This is a genomic window from Chroococcidiopsis sp. [FACHB-1243], assembly GCF_014696895.1.
Classification (GTDB): domain Bacteria; phylum Cyanobacteriota; class Cyanobacteriia; order Cyanobacteriales; family Chroococcidiopsidaceae; genus Chroococcidiopsis.
Window position 1 is genome coordinate 1 of the sequence record NZ_JACJQX010000067.1, and the last position, 21,288, is coordinate 21,288.

General features: G+C 46.9%; 17 protein-coding genes, 7 pseudogenes and 1 riboswitch. Of the genes and pseudogenes, 10 read left to right on the plus strand and 14 right to left on the minus strand.

Annotation, left to right across the window (positions count from 1 at the left end):
- Positions 1–142: 142 nt before the first annotated feature.
- The 4 genes and pseudogenes from H6G17_RS29440 to H6G17_RS29455 all read right to left on the minus strand — a co-directional run bounded on the left by H6G17_RS29440 (position 143) and on the right by H6G17_RS29455 (position 2,953).
- Complete coding sequence (locus tag H6G17_RS29440; protein WP_192162085.1) at positions 143–1,342, minus strand: hypothetical protein; 1,200 nt, start codon at positions 1,340–1,342, stop codon at positions 143–145.
- Between the two features lie 42 nt (positions 1,343–1,384).
- Positions 1,385–1,624, minus strand: a complete 240-nt coding sequence (locus H6G17_RS29445; RefSeq protein ID WP_347276484.1) for a CbtB-domain containing protein — start codon at positions 1,622–1,624, stop codon at positions 1,385–1,387.
- A riboswitch (cobalamin riboswitch) is annotated at positions 1,598–1,747 on the minus strand. (Overlaps the previous gene by 27 nt.)
- A gap of 390 nt (positions 1,748–2,137) precedes the next feature.
- Positions 2,138–2,622, minus strand: a pseudogene (locus H6G17_RS29450) (nitrilase-related carbon-nitrogen hydrolase); the annotation flags it as partial.
- Positions 2,623–2,662: 40 nt separating this feature from the next.
- Positions 2,663–2,953 carry a hypothetical protein gene (locus H6G17_RS29455; RefSeq protein WP_192162087.1) on the minus strand — a complete coding sequence of 97 codons (291 nt, stop codon included), beginning with the start codon at positions 2,951–2,953 and terminating at the stop codon, positions 2,663–2,665.
- An 83-nt stretch (positions 2,954–3,036) separates the two neighbouring features.
- Here H6G17_RS29455 and H6G17_RS29460 point away from each other — a divergent pair, with 83 nt between their 5' ends.
- Positions 3,037–3,594: a DUF411 domain-containing protein gene (locus tag H6G17_RS29460; protein ID WP_242038672.1), complete on the plus strand. Its 558-nt coding sequence runs from the start codon at positions 3,037–3,039 to the stop codon at positions 3,592–3,594.
- A 97-nt stretch (positions 3,595–3,691) separates the two neighbouring features.
- On the opposite strand, the gene cysK is transcribed toward H6G17_RS29460, so the two are convergent.
- The 9 genes and pseudogenes from cysK to H6G17_RS29505 all read right to left on the minus strand — a co-directional run bounded on the left by cysK (position 3,692) and on the right by H6G17_RS29505 (position 14,693).
- Entirely contained in the window at positions 3,692–4,651 is a 960-nt protein-coding gene (gene cysK / locus H6G17_RS29465) for a cysteine synthase A (protein WP_192162088.1), read from the minus strand.
- Positions 4,652–4,705: 54 nt separating this feature from the next.
- Positions 4,706–5,464 (minus strand): MBL fold metallo-hydrolase, encoded by a 759-nt coding sequence (locus tag H6G17_RS29470; protein WP_192162098.1) that lies wholly within the window; start codon positions 5,462–5,464, stop codon positions 4,706–4,708.
- Between the two features lie 145 nt (positions 5,465–5,609).
- Positions 5,610–5,879: pseudogene (locus H6G17_RS29475) on the minus strand (peroxidase); the annotation flags it as partial.
- A gap of 233 nt (positions 5,880–6,112) precedes the next feature.
- A complete protein-coding gene (locus H6G17_RS29480; RefSeq protein ID WP_199317097.1) occupies positions 6,113–7,231 on the minus strand; it encodes a transposase in 1,119 nt (372 codons plus the stop codon).
- Between the two features lie 164 nt (positions 7,232–7,395).
- Positions 7,396–8,401 (minus strand): annotated as a pseudogene (locus H6G17_RS29485) (IS4 family transposase); the annotation flags it as partial.
- A gap of 320 nt (positions 8,402–8,721) precedes the next feature.
- Positions 8,722–9,964 (minus strand): annotated as a pseudogene (locus H6G17_RS29490) (IS110 family transposase).
- Positions 9,965–10,210: 246 nt separating this feature from the next.
- Positions 10,211–10,555: pseudogene (locus H6G17_RS29495) on the minus strand (redoxin domain-containing protein); the annotation flags it as partial.
- Positions 10,556–10,678: 123 nt separating this feature from the next.
- Positions 10,679–11,605, minus strand: a complete 927-nt coding sequence (locus tag H6G17_RS29500; RefSeq protein ID WP_192162089.1) for a vitamin K epoxide reductase family protein — start codon at positions 11,603–11,605, stop codon at positions 10,679–10,681.
- A gap of 436 nt (positions 11,606–12,041) precedes the next feature.
- Complete coding sequence (locus tag H6G17_RS29505; RefSeq protein WP_192162090.1) at positions 12,042–14,693, minus strand: heavy metal translocating P-type ATPase; 2,652 nt, start codon at positions 14,691–14,693, stop codon at positions 12,042–12,044.
- A gap of 230 nt (positions 14,694–14,923) precedes the next feature.
- On the opposite strand from H6G17_RS29505, the gene H6G17_RS29510 reads away from it, so the two are divergent.
- A complete protein-coding gene (locus H6G17_RS29510; RefSeq protein ID WP_192162100.1) occupies positions 14,924–15,298 on the plus strand; it encodes a metalloregulator ArsR/SmtB family transcription factor in 375 nt (124 codons plus the stop codon).
- A gap of 300 nt (positions 15,299–15,598) precedes the next feature.
- Here H6G17_RS29510 and H6G17_RS29515 read toward each other — a convergent pair whose 3' ends face one another.
- A complete protein-coding gene (locus H6G17_RS29515; protein WP_192162091.1) occupies positions 15,599–16,207 on the minus strand; it encodes a GerMN domain-containing protein in 609 nt (202 codons plus the stop codon).
- A 155-nt stretch (positions 16,208–16,362) separates the two neighbouring features.
- Between H6G17_RS29515 and H6G17_RS34955 the strand changes: the two genes are divergently transcribed.
- From H6G17_RS34955 to H6G17_RS29555, 8 genes and pseudogenes are all read left to right on the plus strand, one after another.
- On the plus strand, positions 16,363–16,518 hold the full coding sequence (locus tag H6G17_RS34955; RefSeq protein WP_347276485.1) for a hypothetical protein: 156 nt from the start codon (positions 16,363–16,365) through the stop codon (positions 16,516–16,518).
- A 91-nt stretch (positions 16,519–16,609) separates the two neighbouring features.
- Positions 16,610–16,852: a hypothetical protein gene (locus H6G17_RS29525; protein WP_192162092.1), complete on the plus strand. Its 243-nt coding sequence runs from the start codon at positions 16,610–16,612 to the stop codon at positions 16,850–16,852.
- A gap of 1 nt (position 16,853) precedes the next feature.
- Positions 16,854–17,960, plus strand: coding sequence for a multicopper oxidase domain-containing protein (locus H6G17_RS29530; RefSeq protein WP_192162093.1), 1,107 nt, complete (start codon positions 16,854–16,856; stop codon positions 17,958–17,960).
- Entirely contained in the window at positions 17,957–19,111 is a 1,155-nt protein-coding gene (locus H6G17_RS29535; protein ID WP_192162094.1) for a metal transporter, read from the plus strand. Before H6G17_RS29530 ends, H6G17_RS29535 begins: the two co-directional genes overlap by 4 nt.
- 11 nt (positions 19,112–19,122) lie before the next feature.
- On the plus strand, positions 19,123–19,554 hold the full coding sequence (locus tag H6G17_RS29540) for a ubiquinol-cytochrome c reductase iron-sulfur subunit (protein ID WP_192162095.1): 432 nt from the start codon (positions 19,123–19,125) through the stop codon (positions 19,552–19,554).
- A 174-nt stretch (positions 19,555–19,728) separates the two neighbouring features.
- Positions 19,729–19,839: pseudogene (locus H6G17_RS29545) on the plus strand (IS1 family transposase); the annotation flags it as partial.
- Positions 19,840–19,945: 106 nt separating this feature from the next.
- Positions 19,946–20,389, plus strand: a pseudogene (locus H6G17_RS29550) (IS4 family transposase); the annotation flags it as partial.
- A 189-nt stretch (positions 20,390–20,578) separates the two neighbouring features.
- Positions 20,579–21,187 (plus strand): IS4 family transposase, encoded by a 609-nt coding sequence (locus H6G17_RS29555; RefSeq protein ID WP_192162102.1) that lies wholly within the window; start codon positions 20,579–20,581, stop codon positions 21,185–21,187.
- Positions 21,188–21,288: the final 101 nt, after the last annotated feature.

Genomic DNA, 21,288 nt, shown 5'->3' on the forward strand with positions numbered 1-21,288 from the left:
GATCTGGAATTTTATTCATCACTACAACCAAAGGATTCAAGCGGAGCCATCCAGTTGTTAAGAAGTCTATTTTTCTCCATCCTTTACGAAATACCACTACCAAGATTAGCTGTGCAGCAGAATACTTGAACGAATCAAATATTTAGTTAGCGTTGATTTTCCCGATCTGCCTCACTGGTTTTACCCTATTGCGCCTCAGCCAAATTCCTAGTAGCAGACCGACTATCACAACACCAGTTAAATAAGCTAGGACGATCGACCGAACTGACAGAGGTGGTGCTACTCCCTCAACTGGAATAGTTTTTACAACTTGAAAGGGTTGAAATTGCCGCGCTGCATTCGCTTGCGGAGAAACTTCCACCTCAAATTTATGGGGTGCGCCATCAAAAAACTGCTGCTGCCACTTTAACTGTCCAGTTGCATCGGCAGTACCTTGATAGGCAAAGGCAAGCCAATTGTCCTCAAGCTGAGTCGCTTGAATCTTCAAAAATACGTCAGCTACTGGCTGGCTAGTTTTGGGATCGATGACATTGACTTGGAAGTTTGCAGGTTGTCCGACTGTGGCGCTGACATCTCCAGACAGGCGCAATTGGAGTCCCCCAGACTGTATTGTACTTGGTTGCTCTGACGATGGTGCAGGTTCACTCATGTGGGACATGGGCATAGACATTCCCGACTGAGCAATTTCAGCACTAACGTTGACAAATAATAAGGCAGCGATCGCTACCACTATTGCTCCACTCAACAATAGTCGTACCCGTTGCGGTGCAATTTCTCCAGACTGGAGTTGCTGCCGTTCGCCGATCGCTAAACCGCCGACTACCCCGACAATTAGTAAAATTGCAACCAGGATGCCAAGGTTACGATATTTCAGCCAGTTCTCCGGCACAGTGAGCGTGAGAGTTTGCTTAAACGGGCTAAAGGCATTCTCAAGCGTTGGAGTCACATTGACTAGTAGCTGGTAAGTACCGCGAATCGGTAGCATCTGCTGAATTTGCAGCTTGCCTTTGGGTGCTACTGCTGCCATTTCCAGTAACTTTGTTCCCTCTACTATGGGGAAATCTGTTGTGAACCAAGGATTTTTAGGTGGAGTGAAAATCGTCAAGCCAATTTTGACATTTTCCAAAGGTTGCCCAGATGCATCTAACACTTGCAACTTCAGTAGCGCTGGAGATTGAGGTTTAGTTGCTTCAGCTTCAAAGGGAAAAATCGGGTTGACTCCTGGTTCAGTTGTCAGTCGCACCTTTGGCTGTGCGACTTGAGAAAATCCAGCTAAAACATAAAGAACTATACTCACCAGGCAAATAGCACTAATGAGGGCAGATAACTTGAATTTTGGCATTTCGATTGGTGAATTTCTCTGAAGTGGATGCCTATTTAAGCTTTAATGGCAACTAATTATCAAAGTATGGTGACGTAGAGAATGCACCCGATCGTGAACTGCGGGATAAGTTGTAAAATACACAGTCCAGAGAATTAAAGCGCACAGCGAAACGTAGAGACTCGCTTGCACAGGTGTTGACAAAGTGAAGCGTAGCGCTTGATCCCGAACAGAAGCAATTGACCGAGCCGTCATCACGTACCTCGCAGATGAGTTAAGGGCATTAAAAGTCTCGGCGGGCATCCTGGCTGGGAGTATGAGTGGGATACTCCTTCACAGTTGCGGGACAGCGTTGGGCTTGCACCAAACTTTCCCCGTTACCTCTGGTGACTGACCCCCACCAGAACCGACTTAGTAATCAGACCTTATCATACTTTCTGTCTCACTAACCCAGCATACGACCATGAACTGTTTAAATTAGCATTGTCAGAGAGTGAGAAAGGGAGAGAGGCAAATTATAAAGCGTGACGAGGTGGATTGTCAAACAAATCAGTCGAGTTTGCCCAACAAAACTCACCGCTACCACCGTAATTAGTGTTTCTCCAATCCCATAACCTTTCTATCACGTTAGCTAGTTTTTAACTCTCTTCAACTAAACACCCGCTTTGATTTAACAACATTCACAGTCTACTTTGGAGGAAGGCTTTGCCTACACACCCTGCGGGAACGCTTGTACGCATGGTAGAGCATGACGCTACCACCTAGCACCAGCAAAAACAGCGTTAACCAATCTCCCCAACGCACGTACAGCGTCTAAGTTTGCCGTCGATAAATCGTTGCTGCGTGCAGTTCGTATGCGTTCAGTTGAGATATCCACTTAGTTCTACCGTGGGGAGCGATAATACCAGAATATCCGGTATTAGTAGCTCTTACAGCCCATCGATCGGTTTCAAACGCTGGCATTACATCTTGGGCATGGTGTTGGGCAGGCATTGCTGGGCTGTAATGGGCATTATTAGCAGCACTGAGGATAAACAGCCCTCCGGCAGTTGCCTGATACCGGAAATGCTGAACAAAGGCAGATTCGTAACAAATACTGGCGATCGCTCGACCGAAAGGTGTGTCAAAAAGCTGGCTCGGCTGACCAGCGATTGTGCGAGCATTCAAAGGCGACAGCTACTCGATCGACTTCCATAAAAATTGCTCAAAAGAAATATATTCCCCTATTGGTACTGACTTTACCTTGTTATAGCGAAAGTCTGACCGCCGCCCGTAACAGTAAACAGACTATTGGTAATGCTGTGCACGCTAGTCGCCTCAAACTCCTCAGGTATTCAAAGCTTAGGCAAGGACTTGCGATCGCTGTGGCTCTTGCCCGTTGCTTGATAACAGTCTTAGACTTTCAGCGATCGCTGTAGTTGCTTGAGGCAACTGTCCTAGTTGCTGACAAGCCAACGAAATGTTGCTTACTTGATTTAGCATATCTCTTTGGGCTTGGTGAGCTTCTGCTGCTTGTTGCCAAACTGTCAGTGCTTTGAAAAAATTTCCAGCTTCGTATAGTTCTCTGCCTTGCTGCAACAGTTGCGGTATATTTAGCAAGTTTTTGACGTTGGGAGGATCTTGACTCTTCACTCGTAGCTAAGGGGATTAAGATTGTGAGGACGGGTTACACCATTAGCAACACCAAAAATTTACCATTAGCTGTGAGGTCTCAGATGAAACAAAAACAATCCACTCCCTGGTTACAAAAAAGGTTGTGTCTTACTATGGCAAGTGCTGCTGTTGGGGCAGTGGTAACTGCTTATCCGACAGTAGCAGTGTTGGGGATATCGGCAGGTGATGCTCCTATCAGCAATCCTCAAGCTGTTGCTCAAAAACCTGACGCAATCGCTACTAAACTAGTAACTGTGTATCGCAGTCCCTCCTGTGGATGCTGTGGTGGATGGATTGATTACATGAAAAAACAAGGCTTTCAGACAAAAGACTTGCTAATTTCTGAAATGGGGGCAGTGAAACAAAAGTACAAAGTGCCTGACAAACTGACATCTTGCCACACGGCGATTGTGGATGGATATGTCATCGAAGGACACGTACCAGCCAGTGATATTAAGCGCCTGCTTAAAGAAAAGCCAAATGTAGTAGGCATATCTGTTCCTCAAATGCCTGTAGGTGCTCCTGGCATGGAAGCAGGGGATCGCAGAGATCCATTCACCGTGTTCTCCTTTGATAAAAAGGGCAAACCTAAAGTCTTTAACAAGTATCCATCCTCCTGAAGCAGATTTCTGCCAAAAAAGCTTTTGTGAGAGAGTAACTTCACTTAAGCCTTTTGGCAGAGATAAAAGATTCTCTGCGATTGAAGCGAACAGTTAATTACACAATAGCAGGTACTCGTGGCTCTAAATCTTGAAACAATGGCGTACTCAAGTAGCGCTCGCCAAAGCTGGGCTGAATCATGACAATCAATTTTCCTTTGTTCTCCGACCGCTGAGCGACGCGGATTGCCGCACATAATGCTGCACCAGAGGAGATCCCAGAGAGTAACCCTTCTTCTTTAGCCAACCGCCGACCGTAGGCGATCGCTTCCTCATCAGTAACGGCAATGACTTCATCGAGCAATTCAACTCTAAGGACTTGGGGAATAAACCCAGCACCAATACCCTGAATTTTGTGCGCTCCTGGTTGTCCCCCCGATAAAACTGGGCTATTACTTGGTTCAACAGCGATCGCTTGAAAACTTGGTTTTCGTGCTTTAATGACCTCTGCTACGCCAGTAATCGTGCCACCAGTGCCGATTCCAGCCACAATCGTATCTACCTGCCCATTTGTATCTGACCAGATTTCCTTTGCTGTTGTCTCACGATGAATCCGCACGTTAGCTGGGTTACGAAACTGTTGCAGCATATAAGTATTGGGAGTTGTGATAACTATTTCCTGCGCTCGTCGAATTGCACCACTCATCCCCTCAAAGCCTGGTGTAAGTTCGAGTTTGGCTCCATAAGCCCGCAGCATGGCTCGTCGCTCATTGCTCATAGTATCTGGCATCGTCAAAATTAGCTGATATCCCTTGGCAGCCGCCGCCATTGCTAAAGCGATTCCAGTATTTCCTGAAGTTGGTTCAACCAAAGTAGTCTTCTGTGGACTAATCAATCCCTCTTGCTCTGCCGCATCAATCATGCTAGTACCAATTCGATCTTTGACTGAGGCGGAAGGGTTCATGCTCTCCAGTTTCACAACAATTTGCGCTACACACCCCTCGGCTGGCGGAATGTTGTTCAGATACACTAGGGGTGTACGACCGATTAGTTCTGTAATGTCTTTGGCGATACGCATGGCTTGAACAGTATTGATTGTTAGTTGTCAAAAAAATTATGAAGTGTGAAGTTTTCAGCTTCTTTCATGTTGAGTACGAGAAGTTAGCATTTGAGGGGAAGCTAAGTTACCGCAATGCTCGTTAGCAGGAATCGCTTCCATCATTTTTTGCGGCTCCGGTAACTCTAAGTTGGTCATAAACTCGATGAAGCTAGCGCGATGCCGAAGGCGGTTCGCTCCGCGACCATCTCGTTCGGTAAACCGAGGATTCCATCGCCTTTCTTCCCCAATTGTGGACACTGTACATCCTCGGTAGTCATGGGCAGGGTATACTAGGTTTTCCTCTGGCAGCGTAAATAGCCGTTGGGTCACCGAATCGAATAGAACTCCTGCGTCACCGCCTTGAAAATCAGTGCGACCACAGCCTCGGATAAACAGAGCATCTCCTGTCAGCACGCGGTCGTTATTGACTTGGTAAGCCATGTGACTATCAGTATGACCAGGGGTGGCGATTGCCTGGATAGGAATGCTTCTAATTAGCAGTATTTCTCCATCTCGAATCAAATAGTCAGCACACCCTGCCTGAACCCTGTCTGGCAATACTCCCAAGCACCCCGTCAACTCCCGTAGTTTGGCAGTTCCAGTAATATGGTCGGCGTGGATATGGGTTTCTAAGCAATAACGTAGCTTGAAGCCAAGCTCTTGAAGGAGATGGCGATCGCGCTCAACTTGTTCCAAAACAGGATCGACCAGAACAGCTTCTTGTATTTTTAGGTCAGCAATCAGGTAGGTATACGTTTTGGATTCAAGATCGAACAACTGCCGAAAAAACATATCTAGCCCTCCTGGAACGTCTAATGCTGTGACTTCAAGCAAGTTCTACTGGGGCGGAGGTAGCAGAAAGCTAAGTGCAACTGCTTTCTCTCGCCCAAAGAGCTGTTCCTTATCAACTACGCCAGCTTTTTATGGGTGAGCCAAGTTACTTGTTCGGCTGCGGAGTCATCCGCAGATAGGGCTTGACCTCTTTATAGCCTTTGGGAAACTTCTGCTTTAACTCTTGGGGATCTTTAATTGAAGGGACGATGACGCAGTCATCTCCCTCTTTCCAGTCGGCTGGAGTAGCAACTTGGTAGTTGTCAGTCAACTGTAAGGAATCAATTACCCGCAAGATTTCATCAAAGTTACGACCCGTACTCGCGGGATAGGTAAGCGTTAACCGCAGCTTCTTCTGAGGATCAATGATAAAGACCTAAGTACAGATACCGTCTTAAAAGTCAAGAGATAAAAATTTGCGCTCATACTCATAGTTCATATGCTTTTGCGCTCAAACTGAATAGGCAAAAACAGACGAATTTGTATTCGCCTTAACATCGCCTTAACAGGTAAGCGGTCATTCAGCTAAAAGTGGCAGCTACAGAAGCGTTCTGAGCTTTCTCAACAGCTAAAGATTATGTTTATTATCAAGTTGCCACACTGATTCAATCAAGTTGTCATGGAAGACTTGGCGTAATCAAGGCTAAACGGCCTACCCGATTTCAAAACACCGTAGATCAAATGCAGCAACTTTCGCATCACTGCTCCCAGCACTGCCATTGAGTGTTTTCCACGTTGGCGCAGGCGCTGATACAACTCCTGAATCAGGGGATTCCATTTCAAGCAAGCTACGGCAGGCATATACAATGCTTTACGCACTCTGGCACTACCCATCTTCGACAGGTGCGTTCGCCCGCGGACTGAAGAACCAGAAATGCGTTGTTTTGGAGTTAGTCCGGCAAAAGCCGCCGCTTGTCGAGCACTAGAAAAACTCTTGAGTTGAGGGATTTCTGCTAAGATCTTGGCAGCTGTCAATGCTCCAATGCCAGGAATTGAGGCAATCAGTTCCTGCTGTTGCTGTAAGTCCGAATGCTGGCTGAGGTGTTGTTCGATTGCGGCTTTGAGTATTTTAATTTCTTGGTCAAGATGTGCAATTACGGTTTGGATAGAAGCCAACACCGCTGCCGGATGAACGCCGCTTTGCAAGCGCGTCGTCTCTTGTTGGCGCATCTGCATTAATGCATCTAAGCGACGAACCAACGCTTGTAATTCCCGCACCTCGACTGGCAGGGGCGACCAAGCTTCAGGCACTAAAGTTTGGCAAAACAGCGCAATTACCTGGGCATCGACTTTATCAGTTTTATTACGCGTGAGTTGGCTGATACCGAAGGCTTTAATGCGAGCAGGATTGACCACACTAACTGTATAACCAGCATTGTGCAGATACATTGCCAAGTTTTCACCATATACACCTGTCACTTCCATGCAGGCATGGAGCTGGCTGACTTGCTGCTTGATTAGCCAAGCTTGTAACTTGTTAAAGCCATCAAGAGTGTTGCAGAACACTTTGTGGCGCTGCTTGCCTTGATACAAGAGTACCACGTCAAACTTTGCTTTAGAAATGTCAATTCCCAGAATTGTAGTCATTGTGTCAATCAAAAGGTTTGTCAAATTGTATTGAAGCTGCACTTGTTCGGGTCTACCTTGTGCATACAAGCTCTTCTCCATCGAGAGGCTTTCGATACCGTCCGACCAATGATAAACAAGTGTGGGGAAAGCGATCTTCATCTGTACTCCAGGTGAGCGTGACCTTAGGACAAAACCAGATTCATCTTTCCCCCTACCCAAGCGTCCCTGGATAGGAGCAGCAGATCTATTGAACCTGCTTTTTGCTCAACATACAAGGACAAAAATTGTAGAATATCCAAGAACTCATGCATTTTCTGCTCCAGATTGAGAACAATGTTTCGTAAATGGTCAAAGCCATAGCGAAAAATGCTCTTAGCTCTACGTCCATGCTTTTTAATGGTGAGTGGTTTGAGTTGGTGTAACCATTCACCTGTTAGGATGACCCAACACAAGGCTAATGAGAGCAGTGCCAAAAGTTTACTCAAACGCTCAGAGTCGGTGAGATGGGTAGATTCCAAACAAAACCCACGAGTTTTGAAAATGCCAAAAAGTGTTTCAATTCCCCATCGTTGAGCGTAATCGGAAATGGCTGATTTGGGTGCTCTTTGAGTGGCAACGACCAGTAAGGAATCATCCTCTAATCGCAACGCGGCAATGTACACCCAATGTCCCCAGAGTTGTCTTTTATGGCGTAGAACTTGGTGCTGTCCTACCTGTAAATTCTGAAACAGGACACTAACTTGGAGACTTTGACGACCGTGCCTGAGTTGATGATTTTCACGAATGCGAATACGAAACGGGGTGAGCGGCTCGCTCAGTAGGTAGCCAAACCAATCTTTGCCAATGAATTCTCGATCTGCGGTGAGGCAAGCAATTTTACGCTCACCAAAACGCTCTAGAAATTGATTGAACAACTTCATCCGCTCATCGCTATTAGAATTGCCTCGTTTGTCGAGCAAACACCACACCACAGGAAACGCAACTCCCTTATGTACAACTCCCAACATCAGGATGTTGAAGACGCAATCGCCAAACTGCCATTCAGTGCGGTCGATTGAGAGTACCCACGGTTCGGGAATTGCCATCAGAGCAACCACAACTTGAGCAATTTCGGCGTAATCAAGTTCATAGTGACGAAAAAAACGCTCTTTGTCGCTTGTAATGGGAGCTAGTTTGAGCTTTACCACTGAAGCCGGTTGCTAGTTCGCTCAAGTTTACCGTTTTGACGCGCAGCAGTGCAATCAAAAAGGCTGCCACAAAGCTTAATCTTGCACCATGCCACGCTAGATGGGGTCGTAAAGCATCTCGAAGTAGAGTAACCTGATTCATAGGGTTTCATTGTCAGAATGTGGTAATTCTCATGAAACCCTTTCCCAATTCACCTTTGCAAGCTTTTGTCCTGTACTTAGGATAAAGACAGAGCGAACGGTTAAGGTATTGTTGGCACTGGGATGAATGGCACTAAGTTAAGCCGAAACGAATGACATACAAAGGGTTCCAATCTTGTAGGGAGTGGGAAGGCGCGAAAGTGGATATCGAGAAAATAGGAGTGTCGGCGATCGTCCCAAATCAACCCCAATTAGCTTGTTTACTCAAATCTCTACCACACGAGGGTTCTAGCTTAACTGACTCGAAAATACACTCCACACTCAAACTGCTGGAGCAGAGATCTGAGGTTGGAGCGAAACCTGGTAGCCCAGTTTCTCCAAGCGTTTAACTAAACGTTTGGTCGTTGATTCGGGTCGCTGCTTGTCAAAGTAATCCGCTCCTAAGTCTCGATAAACCTCCTGCCGCTGAATCAGATGATAAGCAATCACGAGAATCGAATGGGCAACAGCTACTGCCGCTCGTTTTTTACCGCGTCGTCCAGTTAAACGCCGAAACTGAGCGGCAAGATAAGTTTTTGTCTGGGTCAAAGCGTGAGCTGCTTGTACTAGTATTGCTCGCAGTACCCGACTACCATGACGGGTTTTGTGAGAAAGCCGCTTACCTGCACTCTCGTAATTACCTGGAGCTAGTCCTGCCCAGGCAGCCAAATGGTTGGCAGTGGGAAAGCGACTCATATCAGTACCGATCTCTGAAACAATTGCCTCGGCAGTCTGTCGTGCTACTCCAGGAATAGTATCGAGCAGCTGCACTGCTTGCTCAAAAGGGCGAGAGAACTCTTCAATTTCTTGATTAAAGCGTTCAATCGTCTCATCAATACCATCGATTTGACACAACAGTTCGGCGAGAATAAAGCGATGATGCGGTCGTACTCTTCCAGTAAGGGCTTGCTTCAACTGCTCATGCTTGTTGCGTAGCCGTCCAATAGCAAGCTCTGCTATCACCTCTGGGTTGGCTTCTCCGTCTACGATTGCCTTAAGCATGGCACGTCCTGATACACCCATGACATCTGAAGCCACACAACCAAGCTTAATGTTGGCTGCCTCCAATACTTTCTGCAATCGGTTTCCCAAATTGACGAGCCCCAGAATAAAATTGGCACGGTGACGTACTAAATCTCGCAAGTCTCGCTGCGCTATCGGAGGAATGAAGCTTGCTCGCACTAATCCATGTTGCAATAACTCAGCAATCCACGCTTGCATCTTTAATATCAGTCTTGCGTCCTGGCACATTCTTGATATGCGCCGCGTTAACAAGTATCACCTCAAAGTTTGCTTCCAAAATATTGAAGACTGGTCGCCAATACTCACCTGTGCTCTCCATTGCCACATGAGTACAACCTTGGTTGATTAACCAATCCGATAACCGCAGTAACTCAACCGTCATCGTGCTAAAAGTCTCAATTTCCTTGTGCCATCCACCTTTCCCATCAGGTACGATTGCACAGACCGCTACCGTTTTTTTGTGCACGTCCAATCCAGCACAGCGCTCATGAACAACTTGCATAGTTTGAGTGCTCCCTACGAGCGACACAAAGGCTGATGGGGATACCCACTCGTGTCAGATTCTGACTCGCGTGCTTCCTATCCAAAATAGGAGCGACAGTTGGTGGTGCCTCTGGGTATCTCGGTTAGACTTAGTGGCGGGCTTGTGGCACCAGATAAGCGCAACCTCTCGGTCAGCCTTGCAAGGCAATGTAACACATTTTCATTCGTGGTGGTGAACGTAGTTCATGATGACTTAGTGCCATTCGGCACTGGGATGGATCATGCCATAGAGGTCAGAAACCTTACGATCTGGATCTGCCAGGATGGGATAGTTAAGCTTGGTAGATTGCGTTTCTTCAATGTCTCCAATCCATCCTTTGTGGGATTCGACATCATCAACGCTCAGTGCCAACACTTTAACATTGCGTCGATCGAATTCAGGTTTAAGTTTGGCAACAGCGCCTAGCTCAGTCGTGCATACAGGTGTGAAGTCGGCAGGATGAGAAAATAGCACAACCCAACTATCACCCGCCCACTCATAGAAATCGATCTCACCAGTACTCGACGCTTGAGTAAAATTTGGTACTGTATCGCCTAATTGTAGAGACATGGTAAACCTCCGATCTAACAGAAAAACAAACTAACCTATCGGGTTGATAGATTTCTTCAAAGTTGCGGGACGGTATTTTTAAAGTTTCGAGATCCCTGATAGCCATCCATCTGGGTTAACTGTCTAATGCCCTGGTTGGAGCGCATTTTGGAAATTACGCGATCCCTGATAATTCGACAAATCTGCCAGTTCTTGCAGCGTCTTTTCTCCGGTATATTTTTGTCCATTGATTTCCCACGTAGGGAAACCCTCAATTCCCGCTGCCTGACACGCCTGGGGCTGCGCGTTTTGCCCCTGGGGATGGCATTCCACGTAGTTCAACTGCTTGGCGGCTTCTGCACCAAAGAGGTGCTTTTGGTTCTGGCAGTGGGGGCAGGTAAATGCCCCGTACATTTTGGCTCCCGTTTGCTTAAGATGCTGTGCCAAAGCGATTTCAGCTGCACCAGAGGATGAGGCGATCGTATAACCACCTGGTTGGGCAGCAATACGTGGATTGCTCACGTTAGCGTAGATGCCGAGTGTGCCAACCAGTGTAATCATGCCAACGATCGTCCCAGTAAAAAATAGTTGCCCAACTTCTTCCCAATCCCGCCCAATAATGGACAGGACGAACAGGCTGGTTGACAGCAATGCTGACCCAATACAGTAAATACAGACTGCTTTGAGCACAAATGCAATCAGGTACATCAGATAGCCGCTGAAGATTGTCATGGCGGTTGCCCCCACGAACAGCAGTAGCCCAGTCCAGCGTTCTAAATTCGTGCGGAGTTCCTTTTGTTTAGAGGAGTTGACCAGCAGAGGAGCGATCGCAAAAACGACCATGCTGGCATAAGCAAGGAAACCAAACAGCGCGAGGGGCAACCCAAACACAGTTGCATAGGGACTGGAGAGAACGACATCACATCCTCCAGTTGGGCAAGCAGTAGGATCTCCAGTGAGCTTGGTAATCGTAAGATACGCAGTGACTGCTGCCCCAATCGTGGCGATTAGAGCCATGAGAGGGCGCGACCAACGATGAATCCAGGGAATAGAACGTTTACGAGATATCATGTTTCGTGCTTTAGGAGTCAATTAAACATTCATATGCCGACCACAAGTTTCTCTGTGGTCTTCTCCATGATTTTCTCTATGAGATCCTCCGTGATGACTAGAACTAAGGCTACCGATTGAAGTTTGGTTAGTTTGCACACCTGAACTAGCTGGCTCTTGAGACCGACTAGGCAGTGGTGAAGAAATGGCGGCAACCAAAAGTGTTGATGCAACTGCTAAACGATACATAATAACTTCCAACGATATTGACCGGATTTAGTCTAGGGATATCCCAATTAGTACACTTTTGCTTAACAGGAAATAACTTGTACGAGTCATATTGATTGTCATGGTGGACTTTATGGAAATACTCATTGAAAACATGGTGACTGCTGGTAGAACTTACGTCGCAAGAACACAACTAAATGGAGAAAACATTGATATCGTGACCTTCTCCTTAAGCTTCGCCAATTCGTGTATTAAACAAACGCATAGCATTGAGCGTTACGAACAAGGAAGATCCCATATCTTCTAGCACTGCTACTGGCAAACCAATTATCCCCAAAGTTCCCAAAAGAATAAACGTGCCATTCAAGACAAGTGCCAAGACAATACTTTGCTTGATTACTGACAGGGTGCGTTGGCTGAGTTTAATCGCATAAGCCAACCGTCGCAGGTCTCCACTCGTTAGAACAACATCAGCCGTTTCGAGGGTAACGTCGATGTTGCCCACTGCAAAACTGACATCGGCGGCTGCCAGAGCGGGAGTATCGTTGATGCCGTCCCCGACCATACCTACCACTCCAGCACGGCGAAGTTTGTAGATTGCCTGGAGTTTGTCTTCGGGTAGTAATTGAGCTTGATATTCATCAATGCCGACCTGTTGAGCAATCTGTCTAGCCACGGGAGAGCGATCGCCTGTCAGCATCACTAGGCGCTTCAACCCAATTCGTTTCAACGCTCGAACCGCTTCTGTGGATTCCAGACGCAAACCATCTGCTAGAGCGATCGTACCGATTAAGCCTTGGCGAGTTCCGACTAACACGGGAGTTTGTCCCTGCGATTCCATCTCGGTCAGTAAGGATTGAGCTGCTGCTGATAGTGAAATTTCTTGTTCAGTAAACAATCGGCGGTTGCCAACAAAGTAGATAGACTGTCTAAACTTTGCCCAAACTCCTTTACCAGGAACAGCAGTAAAGGATTCTGGAGACTCTAATTTCATTTCCTTTGCTTTTGCTTGTGCCACAATCGCCTTTGCCAACGGATGCTCCGATTGTTGTTCTAAGGAGGCGGCAATCAGTAGCACGGTATCTGCACTCATTTCCCCTAAAGTATAAACCTCTTGTACAACAGGCATTCCTTGAGTAATCGTGCCAGTTTTATCAAAGGCAAGGGTTGTCAATTGTCCGGCTGTCTCCAGTGCATTACCGCCTTTGAATAACACCCCTTTTCGAGTTGCCGCCCCAATTGCACTCACGAGAGAAACGGGGGTAGCGATCACGAGAGCGCAGGGGCAAGCAATGACAATCAAGACCAATGCTTTGTAGAACCATACATTAAACGGTTGAGCAAAGAACAACGGCGGAATAAATGCAATCCCTGCGGCAAGAGTCAGAACGATCGGCGTGTAAATGGTAGAAAAACGGTCAACCCACTGCTGGATAGGAGCGCGGCTCTCTTGAGCTGATTCCACTAGATGAATGATGCGGGAAACTGTTGTGTCTTTTGCAGAGTGGGTTACCTGAACTTCCAAAAAGCCAGTGGAGTTCAGCGTGCCTGCAAAGACGCGATCGCCCTTCTGTTTATCTTCCGGAATCGCTTCCCCTGTAATTGCTGACTGATCGACTGCACTCATTCCAGAGATCGCTATGCCATCTAAGGCAATGCGTTGTCCCGGTCGGATAGTCAGGAGTTCGCCTACCCCAATTGCTCCAACGGGAACTGTCACTTCTTGTCCGTTCCGCTTGACTGTAGCAGTAGGTGGAGTTAAATCCATCAAATCGCGAATGGCATTGCGAGTACGACTGAGGGTGAAGGTCTGTAATGTTGTCCCCAAGGTAAACAAAACGATAACTAGTGCGCCTTGGAACCAATAGTTCAGGATTGCGGCTCCAGTTGCGGCAAGCGTCATCAGCAAGTTCATGTCGGCTCGACGCAGTTTCAAGGAGATCCAGGCAGCTCGTGCGATTGGCAATAGGGCAACAATCAGGCTGATGGCATAGAAGCCTTGGGCAACCCAATTCAGTGAGAATACCCGTTCGACAATTACCCCCAGCACCAAGCCAATGCTACTAAAAAGGACGGTCTGTCCCCTTCTCGTCCTCAGCCAAAACTGCCAACCTGTTAAGTCAGATTTTGGCGCTCGTCGATCGACTGTCGGCTGGTGAGGTGGCATAGCTAAAGAGCCAGTGCCAGTATCTCCTACATTTGCGCTCGTCGCGTCCTCAACGGTATAACCCAAAGCAGTAACTCGATCGAGAATTGCTGATTCGCTAATCTCAATCGGGTCATACGATATTTCTAGCCGTTCGGTTGCAAAACTGACTGAAACTTCAGAAATCCCTGGCAGTTTCTGAAGGCTAGCTTCAATGGTCTTGGCACAGCTGCCGCAATCCATCCCACTAACCTTAGCTTGAAGTTTTTGAGTAGAGGACTGCACCGGAGCCTGCTCAATGGTGTAGCCCAAGCCAGTCACACGTTTGATGATGTCGGCTTCACTAATTTGTTGAGGGTTGTAGGATACGGTTAATCGCCCTGATGCAAAGTTGATCGATACCTCAGTCACTCCAGTTAACTGCTGCAAGCTAGCTTCAATGGTCTTGGCACATCCCGCACAATCCATTCCACTAACCTTGGCTTGAAGCGTTTTGCCTTGATTGGCTGGAACGATGTCAGTGGTGTAACCCAGAGCAGTGATGCGATCGCGAATGGCAGATTCATTCACAAGTTTAGGGTCAAAAGACACCTTTAATCGCCCTGTCGCAAAAGTCACGGATACCTCAGTCACTCCAGGCATCTGCTGCAAACTCGTTGTAATGGTTTTGGCACAGCCGCCACAATCCATACCGTCAATCTGCGCTTGTAGGATTTTAATAGGAGTGGATGTCATCTTAGGTGATTTGCTAGAAGATGGGGTTTAAGCATGGAAAGCTTTCTCGACTTCAATAGCCGATTCCAGGCTAAGTAAGACCAAGCAGATTGGCTTCTGGAATTAATTATCAGCATATTATCATTTACTGATATGTTAGTCTATCATTAGAGAGAGTTACGTAGATAAAACCAGCAAAATATTATTAGTGGCTGATAAGCTGATAGATATTTTAGAACTTACTGATGCTAATGATTGCTCAAGCTAATAAAGTAGCTAATAAAGTTGATTTGAAAGCCAAGTTCTTTCGCGGCTTTTCCGACTCCTCACGTCTATCCATCCTCAATGCATTGCGTGTTGGTCCATTAACTGTCAATGATATTGTCGAAGCTACAGGACTAAACCAATCTAATGTTTCTAACCATCTTGGCTGCCTGCGCTGTTGCGATCTGGTTGTTCGCTCTCAACGAGGACGTTACGTGTATTATCAACTTGCTGACGCACGAGTAACCAAGTTTCTAGACCTGGCGGATGAATTGCTAGCGGACGTGGCGAAGGGTGTCTACGAATGCACTCACTACGACCTGCCAAAAGAGGCTAAAAACGGCAAATGCACAAACTATTGAGATTTTTCTCCTTCAAATTGAGGATAATAAACACGCACTAGTTGCTCGTCTAGCGTACAAGAGCAAGATTGCTTAGTGTCCAACCTGCGAACGGCTTTTATTACGAAACCTAATGGTTAATAGAACCAGCACATAGAAGTGAAAGTGGCTACTGCTATTACAAAAGCCATGCCATCAACCAACTGCAATATGTCAAAAATGCACAATCTGACATAATCGGGTTAATATTCTTTGTGTAAAGGAGCAGAGCATCTTTCGAGCGCTCACTACTACTTGCTACTCGCCACTACTTACTAATGTTTAGAGCGTAAAATTTTCCTCGAAGCTTTGTCTTGTAAGCGGTTGCTCTAGTTCTAAACCTTCACCGCCCAAAACTTCCAACGGTTTGCCTTCTACCTCAATCCAGACTTTTGCCGTTGGATTTAAACTCGTGGCAGTATAGATAACTTGTGCCACGCGCCCAATCATAGCAGCACTACCACCGCCAGTAGCGAATTCTTCAGACAAATTAACGCGAACGCCATCCGGCTGAACTTTCACGTTCCGAAGCTTTGTTCCGGTTGGAATGGTAGTAGTTACCTCTTCCTTCTGAGGTCCTGCTAGTAAACTGTTGAAAGCCGCTTTTAACATGGTACTGGGCTGCCGATCGGCAGTAGCTGTAATCGCTTCGGAAACCAACTCTTGATTGCTACCAGTGTCCTTTAGCCAAAAGACTTGTGCTGTTTGCTCAACTTTCGGCTGTACAGATGGTGACGGCGACTGTTGCACTGTGTTGGGGGTAGTAGGTGATGTTGGAGATTTGGTAGAATTCCAAATCCACCAAGCAGTACCCCCTCCCGCTACCATTACTAATGCTGCAATCCCCGCGATCGAACCAATAGAACCACTACGATCCGGTTGTTTTGTCATGTTGACCCCCCTCCTTGGGGCTGGGATTGGGATGTTTGTGTAAGAAGGAGCATTTTAATTAACTACAGTTAACAACCAGCGATTTTTTGAAGATCGGAAGATGCTTCTAAATTGAGAAACAGTATAACTTCTCATTTTTTTTCACTTCAATTGTAATATTCGTACCTTCCACACAGAAGCTAGCCAACTTTAAGCGAGTCGTCTATGCGTCTTACTGCGCTGTCTCGATCGCTCTTTCATTTCTATGGGAATGGCAGGTTGACAAGATCGCGCCCGACCGGAACTACCTTGTGCATCGATCTCGCTATTAGATCGGCTTTATGTATGCACCTAGAGGTTGATACTTATGTCAAAAAATCAGAGAATATGAAAAGAATATGAAAATAAGTATTGGTAAAATGAATGGCTATCGCAGAAGACCGACCTAGTTTGCCTAAAGTTTGTCTTAGCATCCGAGTCCCCGATGCTAGAAGCTTTTGGCGTAAGGTGCTAGCTTCACATGAGCTAGCAAATCTGATTTGTGTAAGATATAGTGGCTCTGGCAACTGGGCAAAAGATATAACTGGGCAGTATAGATTTGGCTTCACCTCTACAAAAGCTTTGCGTTATTTCCCTGTAATCACCCTGCAAAACGGGGGGTTCTAGTATGAAACCTCATCTTACTCGGAGATCGCTTATAGGAGCAGGATTTCTCGGTGCCGGAAGTTTCTTCAGTAAACTTTTGCCAACAACTGCCTCTGTCCAAGTACAGAAAGTTGAGCTACCTGCCTATGGCACTCATAGTGACACGGCTGTAGAGCATTCAGTTTCTAAACATGGCGGTAGTCTGACTGTGGGTGATGTCGATTATGCCCGCAACGGCTTTAATCCCCGTGAAATGTTAACAGACTGGGATGCGGGTAAAGTTTCAAAACTGCCTGACGGTCGAACACTACGAGAATATGAAATCTTTGTCGAAGAACGGTTAATCGAAATTGCCCCCAAGGTTTTCTATCCAGCTTGGACTTATAACGGGCGCGTTCCAGGACCAACTCTGCGGGTAACGGAAGGCGATCGCTTGCGGATTCGCTTCTCCAATCGCGGCACTCACCCCCATACCATCCATTTCCACGGCATCCACTCTGCCCGGATGGATGGAGTTCCTGGTACTCTCGAAGCCAAGGCTGGACAAGAAGTTGTCTACGAGTTTGACGCTAAACCCTTTGGTTGCCACCTGTACCACTGTCACTCAGTGCCGTTCAAGCGGCATATGCATAAAGGACTCTACGGCGCTTTCATCATCGATCCCGATCCAAAACGGCATCCAGAAGCTGAAAAAGTTGCTTCATCTCGGCTTCTAGGTAGCTCAGAGAATGCCAAATGGCAAGAATTCCTCATGGTGATGAACGCCTTCGACACCAACTTTGATGAAGAAAACGAATTCTACGCCATCAATACTATCCCCCACGAATTCATGAAACGACCCATCCGCATCGAACGCGATCGCCCGGTGCGGGTTTACTTAGTGAATGTCATCGAATTCGATCCGCTCAACTCCTTCCATCTACACGCCAACTTTTTCGACTTCTACGACCACGGTACAACCCTAACACCAACCCAACGTACCATCGATACCGTGATGATGGTGCAAGCACAACGAGGGATTTTGGAGTTCTCGTTCCAAGATTTTGATCCTGGGACTTATATGTTTCACGCCCACCAGTCGGAATTCTTGGAACTGGGCTGGATGAGTGCCTTTGAGGTGGTGACATGAAAAGAGCATGGTTGTGGGCAATTCTGCCACTGGTACTACTGGCAGCTTCGATTGGGATCTTCTTGACAATCAATCCCCTTGCTCCCTTGGGAGTTTCAGCTCCTCCCATTGAAAATTTGACTGTGGAACGGACGGTGTTGGACGAGCAAGGCATCTCTCTACTAGTAAGGGCTAGCGGTTCGGAACCGATGCAGATTGCCCAAATTCAGGTAGATGGAGCTTACTGGGAGTTCAGCCAAAAGCCGCTAGGAACGCTGCCTAGGCTGACAACAGCTTGGATTAACCTGCCTTATCCTTGGGTTCAAGACGAAACCCATCACATCAAATTTATTACAAACACAGGACTGAGCTTTGAACACGAGATCGCGGTAGCTGTGCCAACACCGCAATTTTCTCTCACTCGTATTTTGGCATACGCCCTACTTGGTTTGTATGTAGGCATCTTGCCTGTAGGACTAGGAATGCTATTTTATCCATCCCTGAAAGCTTTGGGTGGGCAAGGAATTAAGTTCTTATTGGCTTTGACGATTGGAATGCTAGCTTTTCTGCTAGTGGACACAATTGAGTCAGGACTGGAACTAGCCAGTAAAGCAGCTAGCGTCTTTTCAGGTAGCGCCTTAGTTTGGTTGGTTACAACTGCTTCTTTCCTAGCTATTTTCACTATAGGCAGACGCGGTGGCAAGGCACCGGAAGGAACTGCTCTGGCTACTTACTTAGCTTTTAGCATTGGTCTGCACAATTTGGGGGAAGGGCTAGCGATTGGTGCTGCTTTTGCCGTCGGTGAAGCAGCGCTTGGCTCGTTGCTAGTTGTCGGGTTTACCTTACATAACATCACTGAAGGCATTGGCATTGCCGCGCCGTTAGTCGAGTTGCGACCCAAATTTACGACTTTTCTTGGATTAACTGCTTTAGCTGGTCTACCCGCAGTTTTAGGAACGTGGATGGGAGCCTTTGCTTTCTCTCCCCTTTGGGCAGCACTGTTTCTGGGAATTGGGGGGGGAGCCATTGTGCAAGTTATGGTGGAAGTTGGCTCGTACTTGGCACGGACAGCACGCAAAACGGGCGGAACTTGGCTTTCTAGAGTTAGCTTCGCCGGATTCAGTTTGGGACTGGCGGTTATGTACGCAACAGCATTGTTCGTCAATTTCTAATTTTGAAGCTTATGAAGCGCCGAAGTTTTCTTACCTGGATGGGTTTGGGTTGGCTAGCCAGCGTGTTACCTGTGGCGATCGCTGCTTGCACAAGTCAATTTAAGCGCCTTGAATCTAGACCTCGACCTGACGGCTTTCAAGCAATTGGTACTGTGGCTGAGTTAGAGCAAAATCCTGGCACAATTCAAGTGCAAGTGGATTCTATCCCTGTCATAGCGATTCGTTACCCTTTGCAGCTAGGAGCTTTAGTGGCTCTCAATCCTACTTGTCCTCATGCTGGGTGCAAGGTGGACTGGCAGAAGGACAATAGTAAGTTTGTTTGCCCCTGTCATGGTTCTGAGTTTGACCCTAGTGGCAAGGTCATCAGAGGTCCGGCTGCTAGAAATTTGATCGGCTATCCAGTTAAGGCTGAAGACCAAAGTATTTTAGTAAAGCTGGGTTAGAAGTGGCTTGCCACGTTTGTGAAGCTCATTGCACGTCGTTCAGCTACTGAACTGACATTTTTCTACTCTGGATTGTGACATAAGTACAGTTTGGGTAGTGCAATTACGTAAAGGATAGAGGAAAATAGCAAGAACCTAAGTTGTGGAACAAAATCGTTCGAGATGAAACTGTATTTGCTATGTCCAACCTGCGGCTCTGATGACATTATGAAAAACGGCAGAACCCGACGAGGCAAGCAAAACTACAAATGCCGCGATTGTGGTCGTCAGTTCGTGGAAAACCCTCAATGGCAACCAATTGCTTCAGAAAGTCCTTAGTACAGGACAAAAACTTGTGAAGTAGAGCAGAAAAGGGTTTCATAGAAATTGCGAAGTTTCTCGATGAAACCCTATGGATCAGGTTACTCTATTGCGGCAAACCTTGCAGCCTCACCTAGCATGGCATGGTTCACGGCTGACATTTCTAGCGCTGTTCCTAATTGCCCTGTTTCGAGCCAAAACTGTAAACCTAGCAGAACTAGCAACAGGATTTGCGGGACAAGCGCAAACTGACTCACATTACAAACGACTCCAACGGTTTTTTCGCTCCTTTGAACTCAATTACTATGAAATTGCTAAAGTGGTGGTGAAGCTGATGGATATTCCTGAACCTTGGGTGCTGAGCCTGGACCGTACCCAGTGGCAGTTTGGTCAAACCACATTCAACATCTTGACTTTAGGCATCGTTCATCAAGGGGTTGCGTTTCCTGTGCTGTGGTGGATGCTCGACAAGAAGGGGAACTCCAACACGTTGGAGCGGATTGACCTGCTCGAGGAGTTGCTGGCACTGTTTCCAGGGGTGTGACCTGAATCTGATGTAAAAAGCCAAAACCATTGCAATGAAAGTATTTGTGCCATTGACTATAGCAGACTTATGAATTCCCATTTTTGTTCTTTTAAGTATTTGGCATCCTTTGCAGAGCAAGAAAAATCTTGAATTAAATAGAACATCTAATTTTGGTCACACCCGTTTCCAGAGCGACGAATTGCCTATCTCAGTGCAGATCGAGAGTTTCTCGGACACGATTGGTTTGGATACCTGCTCAAACAACCGACGATTCCCTTTCGGATTCGCATTCGAGCCAGTGATTGCTTGAGTGATGGGCGAAAAAGTCTCAAAGCTAGTGTTGTCTTTCAACATCTCACACCTCAACAAATGCAGCTCTTATCCAAACGCCGTCGTTTGTGGGGCTACTGGTTGTATGTTGCTGCTCTAAGGCTAGAGGATAACGATTTGTTGGTGGTTGTCACTCCAAACTCGCCGTCCACTGCCATCACTGATTATTCTGCTCGCTGGGGCATTGAAACTCTATTTGGCATTTTCAAAACTCGTGGCTTTTGTTTGGAATCCACTCATTTTACGGACTCAGAACGGCTGAGCAAACTCTTCGCCCTCTTGACCTTGGCATTGTGCTGGGCATTTCGTACCGGTCAATGGTTGCACGAAGTCAAACCCCTGAAACTGAAAAAGCATGGGCGCAAAGCCAAGAGCTTATTCCGCTATGGTTTTGACCACTTACGCAGAATTGTCCTCAACTTGGAGCAGGAGGCTGACGGGTTTCTCGGTGCCCTAAAATTTTTGTCCTGTACTTAGCAGAAAGTCAAGCAATGATAGACCGCTTGATGCTTGAGAAGATACCACTGGCAGGCATTGCGCGTGTAATGCAGCTATCCGAGGACTGGTTGCAAAGCTAC

Bases quoted from the DNA above. Each gene is read 5' to 3' on its own strand.
- H6G17_RS29440 (WP_192162085.1), bottom strand. From the start codon at position 1,342: ATGCCAAAATTCAAGTTATCTGCCCTCATTAGTGCTATTTGCCTGGTG.
- H6G17_RS29445 (WP_347276484.1), bottom strand. From the start codon at position 1,624: ATGCCCGCCGAGACTTTTAATGCCCTTAACTCATCTGCGAGGTACGTG.
- H6G17_RS29460 (WP_242038672.1), top strand. From the start codon at position 3,037: ATGAAACAAAAACAATCCACTCCCTGGTTACAAAAAAGGTTGTGTCTT.
- cysK (WP_192162088.1), bottom strand. From the start codon at position 4,651: ATGCGTATCGCCAAAGACATTACAGAACTAATCGGTCGTACACCCCTA.
- H6G17_RS29470 (WP_192162098.1), bottom strand. From the start codon at position 5,464: ATGTTTTTTCGGCAGTTGTTCGATCTTGAATCCAAAACGTATACCTAC.
- H6G17_RS29480 (WP_199317097.1), bottom strand. From the start codon at position 7,231: ATGAAGATCGCTTTCCCCACACTTGTTTATCATTGGTCGGACGGTATC.
- H6G17_RS29500 (WP_192162089.1), bottom strand. From the start codon at position 11,605: ATGATATCTCGTAAACGTTCTATTCCCTGGATTCATCGTTGGTCGCGC.
- H6G17_RS29505 (WP_192162090.1), bottom strand. From the start codon at position 14,693: ATGACATCCACTCCTATTAAAATCCTACAAGCGCAGATTGACGGTATG.
- H6G17_RS29510 (WP_192162100.1), top strand. From the start codon at position 14,924: ATGATTGCTCAAGCTAATAAAGTAGCTAATAAAGTTGATTTGAAAGCC.
- H6G17_RS29515 (WP_192162091.1), bottom strand. From the start codon at position 16,207: ATGACAAAACAACCGGATCGTAGTGGTTCTATTGGTTCGATCGCGGGG.
- H6G17_RS29525 (WP_192162092.1), top strand. From the start codon at position 16,610: ATGGCTATCGCAGAAGACCGACCTAGTTTGCCTAAAGTTTGTCTTAGC.
- H6G17_RS29530 (WP_192162093.1), top strand. From the start codon at position 16,854: ATGAAACCTCATCTTACTCGGAGATCGCTTATAGGAGCAGGATTTCTC.
- H6G17_RS29535 (WP_192162094.1), top strand. From the start codon at position 17,957: ATGAAAAGAGCATGGTTGTGGGCAATTCTGCCACTGGTACTACTGGCA.
- H6G17_RS29540 (WP_192162095.1), top strand. From the start codon at position 19,123: ATGAAGCGCCGAAGTTTTCTTACCTGGATGGGTTTGGGTTGGCTAGCC.